The sequence below is a fragment of the Synechococcus sp. 1G10 genome (genome assembly GCF_002252625.1).
GTDB lineage: Bacteria > Cyanobacteriota > Cyanobacteriia > PCC-6307 > Cyanobiaceae > Regnicoccus_A.
In genome coordinates this window covers 16,674-30,281 of record NZ_NQKW01000027.1, presented here as the reverse complement: position 1 = coordinate 30,281, position 13,608 = coordinate 16,674, and the positions used below count along the sequence as shown (strand labels likewise).

At 66.0% G+C, this 13,608-nt stretch carries 19 protein-coding genes and 1 pseudogene; 10 read left to right on the top strand and 10 right to left on the bottom strand.

The window, feature by feature from the left end:
* A pseudogene (locus CJZ82_RS18505) lies at positions 1–181 on the top strand (hypothetical protein); the annotation flags it as partial.
* On the top strand, positions 171–845 hold the full coding sequence (locus tag CJZ82_RS15605; protein ID WP_094556671.1) for an alpha/beta family hydrolase: 675 nt from the start codon (positions 171–173) through the stop codon (positions 843–845). The pseudogene CJZ82_RS18505 and the gene CJZ82_RS15605, both read left to right, overlap by 11 nt.
* Here CJZ82_RS15605 and CJZ82_RS15600 read toward each other — a convergent pair.
* Positions 835–1,425 carry a DUF4236 domain-containing protein gene (locus CJZ82_RS15600; protein WP_094556670.1) on the bottom strand — a complete coding sequence of 197 codons (591 nt, stop codon included), beginning with the start codon at positions 1,423–1,425 and terminating at the stop codon, positions 835–837. The two genes, CJZ82_RS15605 and CJZ82_RS15600, sit on opposite strands and share 11 nt — an antisense overlap.
* On the opposite strand from CJZ82_RS15600, the gene CJZ82_RS18500 reads away from it, so the two are divergent.
* Positions 1,424–1,570 (top strand): hypothetical protein, encoded by a 147-nt coding sequence (locus tag CJZ82_RS18500; protein WP_158218605.1) that lies wholly within the window; start codon positions 1,424–1,426, stop codon positions 1,568–1,570. The genes CJZ82_RS15600 and CJZ82_RS18500 overlap by 2 nt on opposite strands.
* Positions 1,571–2,919: 1,349 nt before the next feature.
* Here the strand turns inward: CJZ82_RS18500 and CJZ82_RS15595 are convergent.
* The 9 genes from CJZ82_RS15595 to CJZ82_RS15560 all read right to left on the bottom strand — a co-directional run bounded on the left by CJZ82_RS15595 (position 2,920) and on the right by CJZ82_RS15560 (position 10,015).
* The gene (locus CJZ82_RS15595) at positions 2,920–3,504 is read right to left on the bottom strand and encodes a sigma factor (protein ID WP_233130308.1); all 585 of its coding nucleotides are present in this window, start codon (positions 3,502–3,504) and stop codon (positions 2,920–2,922) included.
* Between the two features lie 4 nt (positions 3,505–3,508).
* Positions 3,509–5,167 carry a terminase gene (locus CJZ82_RS15590; protein WP_158218604.1) on the bottom strand — a complete coding sequence of 553 codons (1,659 nt, stop codon included), beginning with the start codon at positions 5,165–5,167 and terminating at the stop codon, positions 3,509–3,511.
* A gap of 3 nt (positions 5,168–5,170) precedes the next feature.
* Entirely contained in the window at positions 5,171–5,719 is a 549-nt protein-coding gene (locus tag CJZ82_RS15585; protein ID WP_233130307.1) for a hypothetical protein, read from the bottom strand.
* Complete coding sequence (locus tag CJZ82_RS15580; protein WP_094556668.1) at positions 5,709–6,074, bottom strand: hypothetical protein; 366 nt, start codon at positions 6,072–6,074, stop codon at positions 5,709–5,711. The genes CJZ82_RS15585 and CJZ82_RS15580 overlap by 11 nt, the downstream gene beginning before the upstream one ends.
* 10 nt (positions 6,075–6,084) lie before the next feature.
* The gene (locus CJZ82_RS15575) at positions 6,085–6,465 is read right to left on the bottom strand and encodes a DUF2058 domain-containing protein (protein ID WP_233130306.1); all 381 of its coding nucleotides are present in this window, start codon (positions 6,463–6,465) and stop codon (positions 6,085–6,087) included.
* 112 nt (positions 6,466–6,577) lie between these two features.
* Positions 6,578–6,829: a hypothetical protein gene (locus CJZ82_RS19175; protein ID WP_233130305.1), complete on the bottom strand. Its 252-nt coding sequence runs from the start codon at positions 6,827–6,829 to the stop codon at positions 6,578–6,580.
* Positions 6,830–6,883: 54 nt separating this feature from the next.
* The gene (locus CJZ82_RS19170) at positions 6,884–7,294 is read right to left on the bottom strand and encodes a hypothetical protein (protein ID WP_233130304.1); all 411 of its coding nucleotides are present in this window, start codon (positions 7,292–7,294) and stop codon (positions 6,884–6,886) included.
* 306 nt (positions 7,295–7,600) lie between these two features.
* Entirely contained in the window at positions 7,601–9,766 is a 2,166-nt protein-coding gene (locus tag CJZ82_RS15565) for a PriCT-2 domain-containing protein (RefSeq protein WP_094556667.1), read from the bottom strand.
* Positions 9,767–9,793: 27 nt separating this feature from the next.
* The gene (locus CJZ82_RS15560; RefSeq protein WP_143593709.1) at positions 9,794–10,015 is read right to left on the bottom strand and encodes a hypothetical protein; all 222 of its coding nucleotides are present in this window, start codon (positions 10,013–10,015) and stop codon (positions 9,794–9,796) included.
* A 170-nt stretch (positions 10,016–10,185) separates the two neighbouring features.
* Between CJZ82_RS15560 and CJZ82_RS15555 the strand changes: the two genes are divergently transcribed.
* From CJZ82_RS15555 to CJZ82_RS18490, 7 genes are all read left to right on the top strand, one after another.
* Positions 10,186–10,980, top strand: coding sequence for a helix-turn-helix domain-containing protein (locus CJZ82_RS15555; RefSeq protein ID WP_094556665.1), 795 nt, complete (start codon positions 10,186–10,188; stop codon positions 10,978–10,980).
* A 73-nt stretch (positions 10,981–11,053) separates the two neighbouring features.
* Positions 11,054–11,809 carry a hypothetical protein gene (locus CJZ82_RS15550; protein ID WP_094556664.1) on the top strand — a complete coding sequence of 252 codons (756 nt, stop codon included), beginning with the start codon at positions 11,054–11,056 and terminating at the stop codon, positions 11,807–11,809.
* Positions 11,757–12,080 (top strand): hypothetical protein, encoded by a 324-nt coding sequence (locus CJZ82_RS18080; protein WP_143593708.1) that lies wholly within the window; start codon positions 11,757–11,759, stop codon positions 12,078–12,080. The genes CJZ82_RS15550 and CJZ82_RS18080 overlap by 53 nt, the downstream gene beginning before the upstream one ends.
* A gap of 146 nt (positions 12,081–12,226) precedes the next feature.
* Positions 12,227–12,472: a hypothetical protein gene (locus CJZ82_RS15540; RefSeq protein ID WP_094556662.1), complete on the top strand. Its 246-nt coding sequence runs from the start codon at positions 12,227–12,229 to the stop codon at positions 12,470–12,472.
* Positions 12,473–12,599: 127 nt separating this feature from the next.
* The gene (locus CJZ82_RS15535) at positions 12,600–13,118 is read left to right on the top strand and encodes a hypothetical protein (RefSeq protein WP_233130303.1); all 519 of its coding nucleotides are present in this window, start codon (positions 12,600–12,602) and stop codon (positions 13,116–13,118) included.
* Positions 13,118–13,354, top strand: a complete 237-nt coding sequence (locus CJZ82_RS18495) for a hypothetical protein (RefSeq protein ID WP_094556661.1) — start codon at positions 13,118–13,120, stop codon at positions 13,352–13,354. Before CJZ82_RS15535 ends, CJZ82_RS18495 begins: the two co-directional genes overlap by 1 nt.
* The gene (locus CJZ82_RS18490; RefSeq protein ID WP_094556660.1) at positions 13,351–13,578 is read left to right on the top strand and encodes a helix-turn-helix domain-containing protein; all 228 of its coding nucleotides are present in this window, start codon (positions 13,351–13,353) and stop codon (positions 13,576–13,578) included. The genes CJZ82_RS18495 and CJZ82_RS18490 overlap by 4 nt, the downstream gene beginning before the upstream one ends.
* The last annotated feature ends 30 nt before the right edge of the window (positions 13,579–13,608 follow it).

The window sequence follows — 13,608 nt, the reverse complement described above, 5'->3', positions numbered from 1 at the left end:
CCTCAGCCACCGGCTGCCGGGCAGCCGCTCCAACGAACTGCTGGGAGAAGCCGTCAAGGAGATCCTGCGCAGCCCGGCCTACGAGCGGATCATCCCCCGTGGCATCAGCCCGGTGGTGTGGGCGTCGGGCTATCTGGAGCGACCAGAGAGTCACCGGAGCAGGTCAGCCCATGGCGGCTGAGGTCCCCACCACCGCCTGCGCGCCGCGGTTGATCGATGGACCCGACGCTGCATCGGCCACGGTGCTGCTGGCCCATGGGGCCGGTGCACCGATGGACAGCCCGTTAATGGCGGCCATCGCCAGCGGACTGGCGCAGCAGGGCTGGCGGGTGGTGCGCTTTGAATTCCCATACATGGCCCGGCAGCGAATCCTGGGCAAACAACAGGGTCCCAACCGGATGCCGGTGCTGCAGGAGGCGTTCCGCGAGCAGGCGCGCATGGAGCAGACGGAGCAGCCGAGCCGTTCGCTGTTCATCGGCGGCAAGTCAATGGGCGGCCGGGTGGCCAGCCTGTTGGTGGATGAGCTGGCCGCCAGCGATGGGGTGCGTGGCTGCATCTGTCTGGGCTATCCCTTCCACCCGCCCGGCAAGCCACTGCAGCTGCGTACCGAGCACCTGGCCGCCTTGCAGACGCCCACCCTGATCCTGCAGGGGGAACGCGACACTTTTGGCCGCCGCGAGGAGGTGGAGTCCTACGTCCTCTCGCCGCAGGTTCAGCTGCACTGGATCCCCAGCGGTGACCACAGCTTCAAGCCCACCCGCAGCTCCGGCCTCAGCGAGGCGGAGAACTGGGCCACGGTGGTGGCCTTGAGCGATCAGTTCCTGCGGCAGCTGCTCAGCTGCTGAGCCCTTCTGCTGCCTGTGCCTTCAGCCAGCCCCGACCCCGGGCCAGCCGGACTGTTTCCTGGGCTGCCTCGATGCAGCGATGGGCCCGGCGTTTGAGATCGTCCTGACCCTGAGCCCTCAGCAGGTAGGCCTCCATCGCTTCTGGTGTTTCGATCACGGCCAGCAAGCCGGTGGTGCGGGCGCCGATTGCAGGATCCGTCAGCAGACGGCTCCCCAGGTTCAGCTCCCAAAGCTGCTGGGTGCTGTTGCCTGGCTGCAGAAGCTGCTCATGCAGCATGGTGATGCAGCCCTGCTTGAGATCATCGAGCTGACCGGGCTTGAGGCGACGGCTGTTGGGAAGACCTGCGGCAGGCCCAGCTGGGATCGCTGCTGGCCGGCTGATGGGCTCCCCGCTGTGCTCGACGCTCCAGCTCAGGCCAGTGCCAGGCATCCCCACCGTGGTGCGGGGGCCACCGGACCTGGCCACCGGGATGTTGAACGACGCCCCGCGCCCACCGACTGAGATCGAGCTCAGGCCGCTCTTGGCGAAGTTGAAGCGCAGCGGGCCGAGGCGGGCGGAGCGGCGGAAGCGGAAGGGCATGGTGCGATCAGTGCTTCTAGAGGTATGTGTCGCCGGAGCCGAACCTGCCTCAAGGATTTACAACAATGACCCCACGGAGTTCATCCATGCGTTCAGTTACGACAACGGCTACTGGGAACCCCTGCTCGCCTGGCTGCCCATGTAGGAGGTGGTGCGTGACGGCCAGGAGAACTGTTACGCCAGCCTTGGAGTTGCAGATCAATCAGGCGATCTCACCCCCTTCCTGAGATTCATGCTGGCGGCGATCGCGTCCGCATGTTCGGAGATAGGTTCGGAAATTGCCACCGCTTGCGGCATTACGGCAGAACGCATCCTGAAGCTCCTGGCCGCAGAGCCTCGCTTACCTGCAGGCCGCATGGGGTCAGCAGGCAGGGCTGATTCAAAGTTTCCTCTGAGCTCAGGTCCTGGCTGTTTCCTGGCCATCGCCCGCAGCGCTCTGATGTAGTGGGTTACTGCCTGCATGCCTGCTCGAATTGACTTCATTGTGGATTCTCAGCGCTGGCTCGGTAATGGCAATATTTCGAGGTGCCCTTTAGCATCATTAACAAGCTGTCCTCAGGCCCGAGAACCACGGTCAATCTTATGGAGAAAAATCTGAAAGCCTTTGACGCAACAGGGTTCTTGCTAAGCGCCCGATGTTCTTGAGCTGCGGTTCTCGGAAAGGGCTGGACTCTCGGCGGAGGTTCACAGAACCAACGAATGAAGAGTTAGGCATCCCTTTGGGAATTATGCGAAGATTCTCAGATATCTGCTCTCCTTTTGCCTGACGAAACCTCTTACCTGGTTAACTTTATAAATGATGGATTTGACAATAGGCGTCCTTTCGTCACTCTTGCAGCCGCTCTTGTCAGTGGCTACTGATGATTGGTCCAAGAAGGCAGAGTTTAAAACTCTTCGCCATCTTGCTCTAGAGCGATTGAGCCGAGAGCTTCATTGGAATGCCGAATGCCTTTGGAAGGTCAACGATGATACATCCAATGGATATATTGAGCTTCTTCGCACCGAAGCTTTTGATTCATTGGTTGCCGCCAGCGTGCCTCTTGATCTGTTAATTAGTGAACCTGTGAGGGCTGACTGGCTTGAAGCTGAGCCATATACTCGCCAACAGTTTAAGCATCGGATAGAGAGTTGTGAAATCGTATCTGACCTTGTGGACCGAGTCTATAATCGCCTATGGATGTTGAAGCACAGACACAGGAGTGAGCTGGGCCATGGAGATATTGCATACTTGATTGACTTGCTGCTCTTTACCTTGGCTCATCTCAACATGGGCAGGCGAAATATGCATGCAAGTCGTGCAAACTTGCGCAGGCTGGTTGATCAACTCATGCCACGGAATTAATGGTAGAAACTGAAACTTCCATTAGTCTAATAAAGCTTGGCGGGACTGACGCCTAACGAACAAGATACAGAAGGCGGGTGCGCAGGGAGCCGCCTCCGCCCGGCTATCTGCCCGCTTCTGATCTTGAACGTCACAAGTCATGAGCCATCCCTTCAGCAATCCGGCTGCAGCACAATCACGGTGATCGAACAGGCGTCCTGGATCTCCCGCCAGCGCTCGGCCGCGATCCCCAGCCGCTGCGGTAGAGCATCGGGCGACTGTCCCTCCCGCAGCAGCTTTTGGCCACTGGCGTAGAGATCGCGCCATGAGGGCGGCACCTTGATCGCAAAGCCGTGGTCACGCAGGTAGTGGGTGATCTCGCCGTTGGCGTAGGTGCGTGCATAGGGCCGAAAAGAGCGCCCACCCGTGCCATCGAAGCGTGAGGCGGCCTTGAGCAGACCGATCACCGCAAGCTGGCGGAGATCATCAAAGGGATGGGTGGTGCGGCGGGCAAAGTTTCCGGCAATCTTGTCGGCCAGGTCCACGTGAGCCAGGGCGAGCGCATGGACTGCCGCCTGAGGGTGTTCAGGCCGCCTCCTGCGGGGCTTGCGTGGCGTCTGGGGAGGTGGCTGGTAGGGGAAGGCAAAGACGAGTTGCTGATGAACGCAGGGGGCTCGACGGCGGCGCCGTAGGGGCCTTGGCGAGGGGACGACAACACCGGTGGCTGATGCGTGCAGCGACAAGAGGAGCTGGGCCACGGCGTTACCGGGAGAGAAGCATCGGCAGCGGATCGCGCTTGATCCCCAGGCCGCGCCAGTAGCGCGTCTCCAGCCACAGGGCCCCATGGCCAAAGGCATCGACCAGATCCTTGGTGCCCTTGGGGAAGCGCGGCAGTTCTTCCACCAGCGGCGCCGCGCGGTGGTGGAAACGCACCTGGCCTGCTTCCAGCAGAGGCGCAACGGCATGGGCGCGCGATTCCTTGCTGCCACGGGCGGGGATCGGCAACAGGCCCGGCACCTTGCGCTTGAGGGTTTGCTGCACGGCCGGACCATTGGCCGCGTCCTCGATCAGCACCGCATGTGGGCGCAGTCCCTGCGCATCAAGGGCCGGGAGGGTGGAGAGCAGGAAGCGGAGTGTCTGCGGCAGATCGAAGTGATGGCGGGCCGCCCAGATCACCTCCAGCTCCAGCTGGGGCGCCTGAGGCCGGGCCATAGGCCCCGCGGTGTGCGGCCCTGCCGCATCGGGGAGCAGCAGCCCCATCAGCACGAAGCCGCAGTGATCGTTGTGCTCCTCCCCCTTGAAGGAGAGGTCGCATGAGAGCACCAAGGGCGCAAAGCGGCGCGGCTGCTTGCGGGGGAACGGCGGCTTGATCCAGGGCCGCTGGAAGATGGCGCCCTGCATCGGCGAGGGGCGCTGCTGAAAGAGGGCGTTCCACCAGAAGGAGCCGACCCGGGTGCGGATCTTGAGCAGTTCGGAAAGCGGGAAGCGTTCGGGGCAGAGCGCCTCGCCGGGTGAGCGCCAATCGGGCTCGACCGTGCAGGAGGCCGGGAAGCTCTGACGATCAGCCCGGTGCTCGGCAATCGCCGGGAGGTTGAGCACGTGCCACTCCTGCGGGGCATCGCCGCTTTCCTGGGCCATCAGCCACCCGATCACATCCTCGTGATCCCAGCGTGTGAGCACGATCACCTGAGCCGAAAGGTTGTGCTGCAGGGCGCCATCGCCCGCGTCAATGAACTGCGGCTCAGCTCGGGTGAACCACACGGCCTTGAGCCAGTCCTCGATGCGAGCTCGCACCCGAACAGAGCCGGCATCGGCCGGACCCTTGTAGGGGTCATCGATGATGCCGAGGCTGTAGCCCTTGCCGGTGAAGGGACCATCGACACCGGCGGCGATGCAGCCCCCACGCTGCGGGGTGAGCCAGTTGCCGACGGCCGCTGAATCCTTCGAGAGCAGGTTGCCCGTCACCCGGTAGAAGTGCCGGGCCTCGCGGGAGTGGGCATAGGCCAGCTCACCGCTGTAGCTGGCGATGGCCGCGAACAGGTGCGGGTGGCGGTAGATGAAGTAGGCGGGGAAGAGCTTGGAAACCAGCAGTGATTTCCCGAGCCGTGGCGGGCAGGTGACGATCAGGCGCGAGAGCTGGCCATCAGCGATCGCCTGGAGCAGGGCAATCAGCACCAGCGCCCAGCGGTGAAAGCCGTAGCGGGGGTAGGCCTGGGCGATGAACTCGCGGAAGTTCAGGGGCTCCGTGCTGGCGGTGGCCAGGGAGGGGTCGGGAACACCGAGCAGGCCGAGATCACCCCAGGGGTCGCCGTGCTGCGGGGAGTGCAGCAGGCCGCCGCTGGAGGACAGCCCAGTTGCATCAGGCTCAGCCTTGGAAGGCCGGGGCGGCCTGGTCGCCAGCAACTCGGTGGTGGGGCCCATGGCCTACTTCGCCTCCGGCGGCTTGATCGGTGCCCGCAGCAGTCCGCCGATCTCGGCGATCACTCGCAAGGCCCCAACGGCAGCGGAGAACTGCTCGGCGTCCATCGCCCGGCGGGCGCAGTCGTAGAGGGCGTAGATGTGCTGCGCCTGGTGCTCCAGGCGGTTGTTGATCAGCTCGGCCACCATCCGCTTGCGGCCCAGATCCAGGTAACGATTGATCGTGCGGGTGTTGCTCACCCCCCAGGAGTTGGCCGCATTTGCCCGCATCAGGCTGAGCGGTAGGCGCTGGGCGATCCAGAGCTGGGCCTCGGCGATGCGGCGCTCCACCTCCGCCACAGAAGCGCGCGGCGGCAGGGTCTGATGGGGAAAGCGGGTGGCCACACCACGCCTGGAGGCGCGTGGCGCAGGGCCGTCGCCCCGGAAGCAAGGGGTGCCGTCTTCGTCCTGGTGAGGTGCCGCGTCGCGCAGCGCTTCAACTCCCTCGGCAACCAGCTCGGGCGCTCCCCAGAGAGCTCCCTTCCCCAGGCCAGGGCGATGCGAATCAGGCGTCATCGAGGCCGCTCAGGAGGGAGCAGCGGACGTAGGACGCCCACTGCTCCGGGGTGAGCACGATCCGCCAGGTTCCGCCACGGAAGCGCACCCAGCTCGCCGCGAACGGCAGGGCCGCGTTGCTGGCCTGCAGCTGCGCATCGGCCGGCTTGAGCCGGGCGGCGGCAGCCACGTTCGCCCAGCTGGCGACCTGAATCACATGGCCTGGAACGCCCTCGATGTCACCGGTATCCCCGCCGGCGTCATTGGTGCGACCGGCCCCGAGCTTGCGCCGTGCCGGCAGCGCCAGCAAGGCGGCGATCAGCTGGGCCGCCTCCCGCTCGGCTGCATCCCCCTTGCGCTTCTGAGCATTCGCCATCGGGGAAGGATCAGATGGGCCTTGGGGCCTTGATCGTCCAGAAGGGGTTGCCGTGCTGAACAGTGGCGGTGCCGGATTCGATTGCTGATTTCTGGGCCTGCTTGAGGCTCTGCTCCTGCAGCCGCAGCGGCTCGGGATAGGTGTAGGAAACGCGGCCGGGCGACCAGCAGAAGCTGAAATCGTTGTGGGAGAAGGAGGCGTCGAGCTCGCCGCTATCAAAGGCGGCATGGAGCTGATCCAGCAGCGGGGTCAATTCGGCCTCGATTGCCTTCTGAGCGGCCTTGAGCTGGGTGATGCGGTTAAGCAGGGCGTCCAGATCAATGGGCTCCGCCTGTTCAGCAGCCTCGGGGACGGCAGCGGAGGCGGGCTCAAGAACGGGGCGGGAAACCATGGCGCTCGCCGGGCGAACAACGGAGCCAGGCGCGCCCTGGCATGCAAGCCACCGTAGCGACCCGATAGCGCAAGCCGCAAGTACATGCCTCGTGATGCCGAGCCTTGTGGGCTCAGAAGGGGCGGTGGGTCGCCACGTACTGGGCCCAGACCGCGGTCCAGGCCGCCAGGCACTCCCGCCGGGGATAGGCCGGCGAGAACTGCGTCCGCCCCGGCCGGCTCCAGATCGTCTGCCCGTAGTCGAACCAGTGGCCCTGGCTCCACTCCAGAGCCAGGTAGCCGCCGATCTGGGCGCGGGTGCAGTAGGTGCTGCCACTGGCGGTGAGGCTCTTGAGATCAGCAAGCACCCTCGCCGCGCCGCTCACCCCCGCTGGTCGCTCTGCAGCCGCGGGGAGCTGCGGGTCGATGTAGGCGGTGTCTTAGGTGCCGGCCACATTGCGCACCAGACAGCAGGTGGGGCGCTCCGAGGCGATCACCTCCACCGCACCCCAGCGCTCGTGCTCGATCAGCGGCTCGATCCACTCCCGGTAGGCCTCGAAATCAATCTCCGCCCCGCTCGTCTTGTCGCCCTGATCGTGTTTCTCGGAGGGGTCAGCATCAGGCCGGAAGCGGCCCGTCAGGAAGAGCTCCAGGGCCTGGTGGCAGGTGTTGCCACGCGGTTCCCACACCGAGCGGCTGGCCTCGATGCGGCCGAGGGCATAGCTGGACTTGGCCACCTGCAGCACACCGGTGATCGAAACCGGGAAGAGGTGATCGTCCAGCCAGTAGGTGTGCTGCGGGTCGAGGCGATGCAAGCCGGCGATTGGTTCAAGCCAGCGGTTGGTCGTCATGCCGGCGGGGGGAGGGAGGTACACATCAGGGAGTGAATTCGTGAAGAAATCCGGCAGATCGACTGCGCAGCAAGCAGTTACGGGGAATGAAAGCGATGAAAAACACAGGAACGGCCGTGAACGACTCCTGCTGATCCGATTTCACGACATTTTCACAGCTTTTCACGACTTTTTCATCCATTCTTATCGCTGAGAACGGCTGCACTGCAGTCCTTTAGAGAGAAAAAATCACTTTTTCATTTGATGGAAGAGGGCCACACAGGGCGATGCGATCAAGGACAGCGGTTGGGCGGCGATCTGGCTCGTTCATGCCGCCCAGAGTTGCTGCTCACCGCCGCCCTGTCGCGTCAGCTCCAGCAGCTTCTGTCCCTGCGGGCTCAGCCGCCAGGCCAGACCCGCCTTACGCACCAGCCCCCGCTTACGCAGCCAGGTGAGGTTGTTGCGCACCGAGCCCTCCTGGAAGGAGGCGAGATCCGTGCACAGGTAGGGGGTGCTGGTCGGCAGGCCACCGGCCTGTCGCAGCTCGATGGCATCAAGTACCGCGACGCGGCAATTGCGCGTGATGAACCCCTCGGTGATCGCAAAGCCGTCTTCCGTGAGGCGATAGCTGAACTCCCGCGCCGGACTGCCGCGCAGCTTGTGGACGCTCCAGACGTTGCAGGGGCCCCGGTCCTCGAGCTTGCGGGTGAGCTGGTGCACCGCCGAGGGGATCTGATTGATGTTCTGGCTGCCAGCGGCGGCCTGCAGCCCCTTGCCGGCACTCTTGCCTCCAGCCGGATGGTGCAGCCAGAGCAGGGAGCAGTGGCGACACACCAGCGCCTGCAGGAGGCGCAGCAGGGTGCCGACCGGGCCGATGCCGAAGTTGATGCCGGCGAGCTCCAGCACCGCCTTGAGTGAATCGATCACCACCAGGGCGTAACCGCCGCCGGCCAGTTCCTGGCGCAGCTCCTGCAAACCGGAGGGACTGCAGCACCAGGAGGGCAGGCCATCGGCCTGCTCGGCGGCCCAGATCGTCAGCTGCTCATCCACGCTCGGGTCCTCGGCGCAGCCGAGATCCTCCAGGTACTCGCGCACCATCGCCCGGGCGCCCTCGCCGCCATCGGTGCCGATCCACAGCACCCGCCCGCGGCGCGACGGCGGGATCTCCTGATCGAGAAAGGGGAGGCCCTTGATGCAGCAGACCGCCATGGCGGCGGCGGCCATGGTCTTGCCGCTACCGCCGGCGCCAAAGAGCAGGTGATCGCGGCGCCAGAGCAGAAAGCCCGGCAGGAGGTCCTCCGCGGGCGAGGTGATCGGATCGCTGAGGCGGCGGTTGCGGCAGCCGCCGTTGTGGGAGTTCTGCATCGGCAGCTCCCAGCGGTGGGCCAGGGCGTAATAGATGCGCTCGTCGATCGCCTGTCCCGTCACCCCGAGGCTCCAGAGGGCGGAGCGAATCGCCTGCTCCTGCGCCCAGGTGTCGCGGGTTTCGAGCAGCAGATCCAGCAGCTGCTCAAGCAGCCCAGCGATCACCTCATCACGGGGTGGATCGGCAAGCGGCTTGGGTCCAGCGTCAGGGGCCTCGTGCTCCAATGCATCACCCCGCGGCCTCTCCCCGGCCGGCCACGGGTACTGGTAGCCGGCCGCTGCGGCGTGGTGGTGAAGGCTACCGATCGTGACGCCACGCCCCTTGAAGGAGCGCCACTTGGCCAGGCACTCGGCCTCATCGAACCCGGCGCAGCCGCGTGACCACTCCACCCAGCTGCTCAGCAGGCCGGGATCGACCGAATGGAGGGCCATGCCGACCGTGAGCCAGCCCTCGTAGTCCTCCAGCGGAGGGATGTGCTGGAGCAGCTCCAGGGCGCGGGGCACATCCGCTGCTGTCGGGGCGTAGTCGCCGCCGACCGGTTCATCGGGCTGCTTGTAGAGCGGCTCCAGCAGCCATTCCGGTGCCTCAGCCACCGACACCTGATCGGGTGAGCGGCCCTGCATCCAGCGGTAGCGACCCGTTTCAGGGTGGACGCCGGCGATCACCGATTGATGGCCCGCCCAGCGCAGCTCAAAGACTGTTCGGGCCTTGCCGGCCTGGGCAGCACCGGTCCAGTGGCGCCGGCCCCGCAGCAGGTCCCAGCTCTCCAATGGCACCCGGAAGACAAGTTGGCCGCGATGGGGCAGCCCCGACGACCAACCGACGGTGGGCGGCAAGTCACGGTGTGAGCGGCCGTAGATGCGGCGGAAGCAGGCGGCGGCACCGCGTCCATCGAAGTCGAGGGCCAACACACCGGAGGCTGGCCCGAGCAGCACCCCGACGGCATGGACGTGGGGGTTATCGGCCAGGGCGGTGATCGTCTCGAGGTCGAGGCCGCTGTTGCCCCAGGCCAGGAGCGGCTCACCGCTGTGTGGATCGACCGGTCGTTTGCGGCCATCGATCGGCAGCAGCGCCCAGTCGGAATCGATCGCCTGCAGGCTCTCGATCAGCTGGGCAGGCAGGGGCATCAGCGCAGGGCCTGAAGGTGGGAGGGCTCAGAGCAGTGGCGATTGCCGATGTGAGGCGGAGGCGCTTCCCCTGGTTCCGTCCCTGACTGCAGGGAGAGCCGGGGTCTGCGTGCGGGACTTGCTCCTGCTCTGGCGGCGGATGTGATCGCGGAGGATCGCGCGCAGGAAGGTGGTGCGGGCCTCGCCGCCGCGGTGGGCGTCGAGCCAGTGGATCAGCTCAGGGGGCAGGCGCACGGCAAGAGGACGCACGACTCGGCAGCGCTGGGAGCTGAACCGTATCCCGTTTGGCCCGTCCTCGCAAGGCTGAGGCAATTCCTGGTGTAGCGATTGGACTGCGTTCCAGGTGGCGGCTTGTGAACGCTGGGCAGGCCCGGTCCCATGCCTTAGCGTGCCGCTAACGAACCTCAGCCTTGTGAGGCATGGCCGAATCCTTCGCCCAGATCGAGGCACGTCAGGCCGAGGCTCGCCTCGCCTTCGGGCGCATGCTGCGCCTGTGGCGGGAGCGCAACGGCTGGACCCAGTACACCGTTGCTGACTGGGGCAAGGAGTCCGGCTTCTCGGCGATCAGCTACGGCAACCTCAGCGCGATCGAGCAGGGCAAAGCCTGTGAGCTGCGCCGGCCCGCCTTCTTCCAGCTCGCCGAAGTCAACCGCCGCATCGCTGAGGAGGATTGGAGTCGTCTCAAAACCCAGGCCCTCAAAGACAAACTCAACGGCGCCACGGCGATCGTCGATGACGACGGCACCCTCTGGGGACCGATTGAGCTGTGGAGTTGCTATGTCGGCCTGCGGCCGGTGCCCACGGCCTTCCAGCCCAAGCCCAGGCCCGAGGCCCCGCCCGTGGCGCTCCAGGAGGCCAGGGCCCTGAGCCAGACCTGGCGCGAGCTGGTGAGCAGCGCCGTCGACGAGCGCGACCTCGATGCCTTCGAGGCGGTGCAGGAGATCGCTCGCCAGGCCCCACTGCCGTTGCGCAAGCAGTTGCGCACGGTGCTCACCTCCTTTGGCGATTACGAACCCGAGCAGCTCAAGGAGCTGTGGGACGGCGAGTGGCTGCCTGAGCGCTGGATCCACGCCTGGCTCGAAACCCTCCCGCCAGCGGCCGGCGCTGCCGAACCCGCTGGCGGCTCGCCGGAAGCGGCCAAGCCAAGGAGCCGCAGCAGCAAAGGCACGGGGAGCCGGAGCAAGGCCAAACCCACAGCAGCCTCGGAATCCTGAGGAAGACTTGCGCCCCGCATTAGCGAGCCCCTAAGATCCGGGCCATGCGGGCGACGGTCCCGCCCAACGCCCCATGGACACAATCCCCTCCACCGGTCCGCCGCTGCTCGGCGAGCACGTCAGCCCCCATGAGCGCCAGTGGCAGGCCGAGTGCGTGCTGGCAGAAGCGCTCTCCTGCTTCCAGGCCGATCTCAAGCCAGCCACGGACTTCTCCTTGGCAGCCGTGGTCATGGCCGCCAAGCCTGCCTTCGCGATGGGCTTCAGCTTCTCGGTGCAGAGCAGCGGGGAGGGCACCGTGGTCGTGCTCATGCACAAGGGCGGCGCCCAGCTGAGCGCTGAAACCAGCTCCTATGACGCGGACTTCGCCCTGAGCGCACGCCTGCTGGCGGGCCTGCTTGGCATTCCTGTGCAACAACAGGCTCAGCCCAGCAAGGCCGGGGCAGCTACCGCTGTTTCGATCTCTGCGGCCGTCGATGCCGGAGAGCCACAGCCCAGTCCCAGTGATCCCGCCCCGCGGCAAGCCGCCGCTGCTGAGCGACCCGAACAGGAGCCGACCCCGCCGCCGGTGACCGCGACAACCCCGGTTCAGCCGGAGCACGACCCGTTGGACCTTGAGCCCCTCGAGCCCCAGGAGATCGCCACCCTCACCGCGATGCTCAAGGCCATGGCCCGCAGCGACAAGGAGGTCTGGAAGCGCTTCACCATCGCCTTCCGCGCCCAGTTCCAGGTGCCCAGCACCGCCCGCACCATCACCGACCGCGTCACCCAGCGCCGCCATGCCGACTTCATCGACCGCTTCGAGCGGGAACTCGCGGGGGTGCCGTCATGAGCAGAACCTGCAGCTGCGCCATGCCGCTCACCTGCTCTGGGCCGTTGCCGATCAGCGGCAGAGGGAGCTGGCCGCTCGCTACTACCGCGATGTGCCGGATGGCCGCATTCATGGGCTCATGCGCCGGGCCAGTGAGATTCACCTGCTGCGCTGGCTGGCGCGGGCCGTCGAGAGTTGTTGCGAGCCCGCGCTGGAGGCTCGGCCAGCGCGGCAGTGGCCTGTTGCTGAGGACCATCCGCAACCAGGAGCCGATCTGGACGCAGGCACCTGAGCTGGCCTGGCACTGCCTCTGGCCCACCCGCGCTGCCGCCCTTGTCCAATCGTGCCCGGCCCTACAGGGCGCCATCGATGAGCTGCAACTGGTGAGGGTCGCCTCCTGCGGCTGCCAGGCCAGCGATCCCCATGGCTGGCTCGCCGATGGCTGAACCAGCACCCCGCCGCATCGCCTACGGCCACCGCCAGCACGAGCAGCCCAGTGCCCCGGACGGGGGCCACTACCTGCAGTCCAAGGTCCGCAGCGATGTCTGGCAGGCCCTGCAGCAGCTGCGCCAGCAGCACGGTCTCTCGATCAGCGGCGCCGCCCATCACCTGATGCGGCTGGGCGCCGGCCTTGAACCCCTACCCCCCCTGAACCCCAACCCCCAACAGAGCCATGGCGATTGAACTGAACGACGGCGCTCGCATCGGCGCACCTGTGATCCGTCAGCAGCGATTCGGGGAGGTGGCGCAGTTGGCGATCGTGCGCACCGAGCAGCGCGACCGGCTGCGCTAGAACCTGGCCAGCGGCGAGATGGAGCCGATCCCCAACGGCAAGGACCGGCAGGGAAACCCCAAGGTGAAGCAGGAGATCGTCATCCACTGCGTCGCCATGCCCGGCACCTCGATGGAGGCCAAGCTCGGCGACGAGGCAGCGGTGCCGGCCGCAGGCGATCGGGTGCGGGTGATCCTCAAGGCCAAAGGTTTCGGGGACTGGATTGAGGCACGCAAGGCACACCGCAAGGGCAAGCTCAACGTCGGCGATCAGCTCACCCTGGCCACCCGCTGGGCCCAGCAGTACGACCAGGACGGCAACCCCAAGGGCAGCAAGATCAAGACCCAGGCGGAAGCCGATGCGGTGCCGCGCAACGTCACCATCGGCTTCTACGGGCCGATCAGCTTGAGCGAGGGCACGGACGTGGGCTGGATCGAGGCGGCCGAGCAGGCCTACCGCGACTATCAGGCCAGCGAACGCCATCAGCGCGCCATCCCCATCGGCGAGATGGATGACTTTGGTGATGAATTCGGTGACGACGACGGGGTGCCGTTCTGATGGCCCGCAGCTTCGAGCCACGCCGGCCCCAGCTGCCGCACTTCTGCCAGCGAGCACCGCGTCACACCCTGGTGACGATCACCAACCTCCGATACCTGCACCGGCTGGTCTGGCTGCTGCTGCTGTTTCAGATCAGCACCGTTCTGCTGGTGCTCGCTGGTCCGGTGCCGCCCAGTCCCCTGCCAAGCCAGCCGGGCAGCACCGCCACGCACAGTCCTGGTCCTTTGATGCCATGACGCAGACCACACCAGGGCGGGTCTGGATCACCACCGCACAGGCCTGCGAGCTGCTGGGTGTCAGCCGTGAGTCACTGCGCCGTCTGCGGCTTCGGGGGATCCTCAAGCCGGGGCGTGACTTCCGCCGCTGGGGCTGCACCGACAGCAAGGGTCCGCTGCAGTGGCATGCCGGCAACATCGAGACCGCGCTCACCAGCTGGAGTCGCCGCAACCTGCGGCTCTGAGCTGGATGCAACGAGCCCTCGGCACTCAGC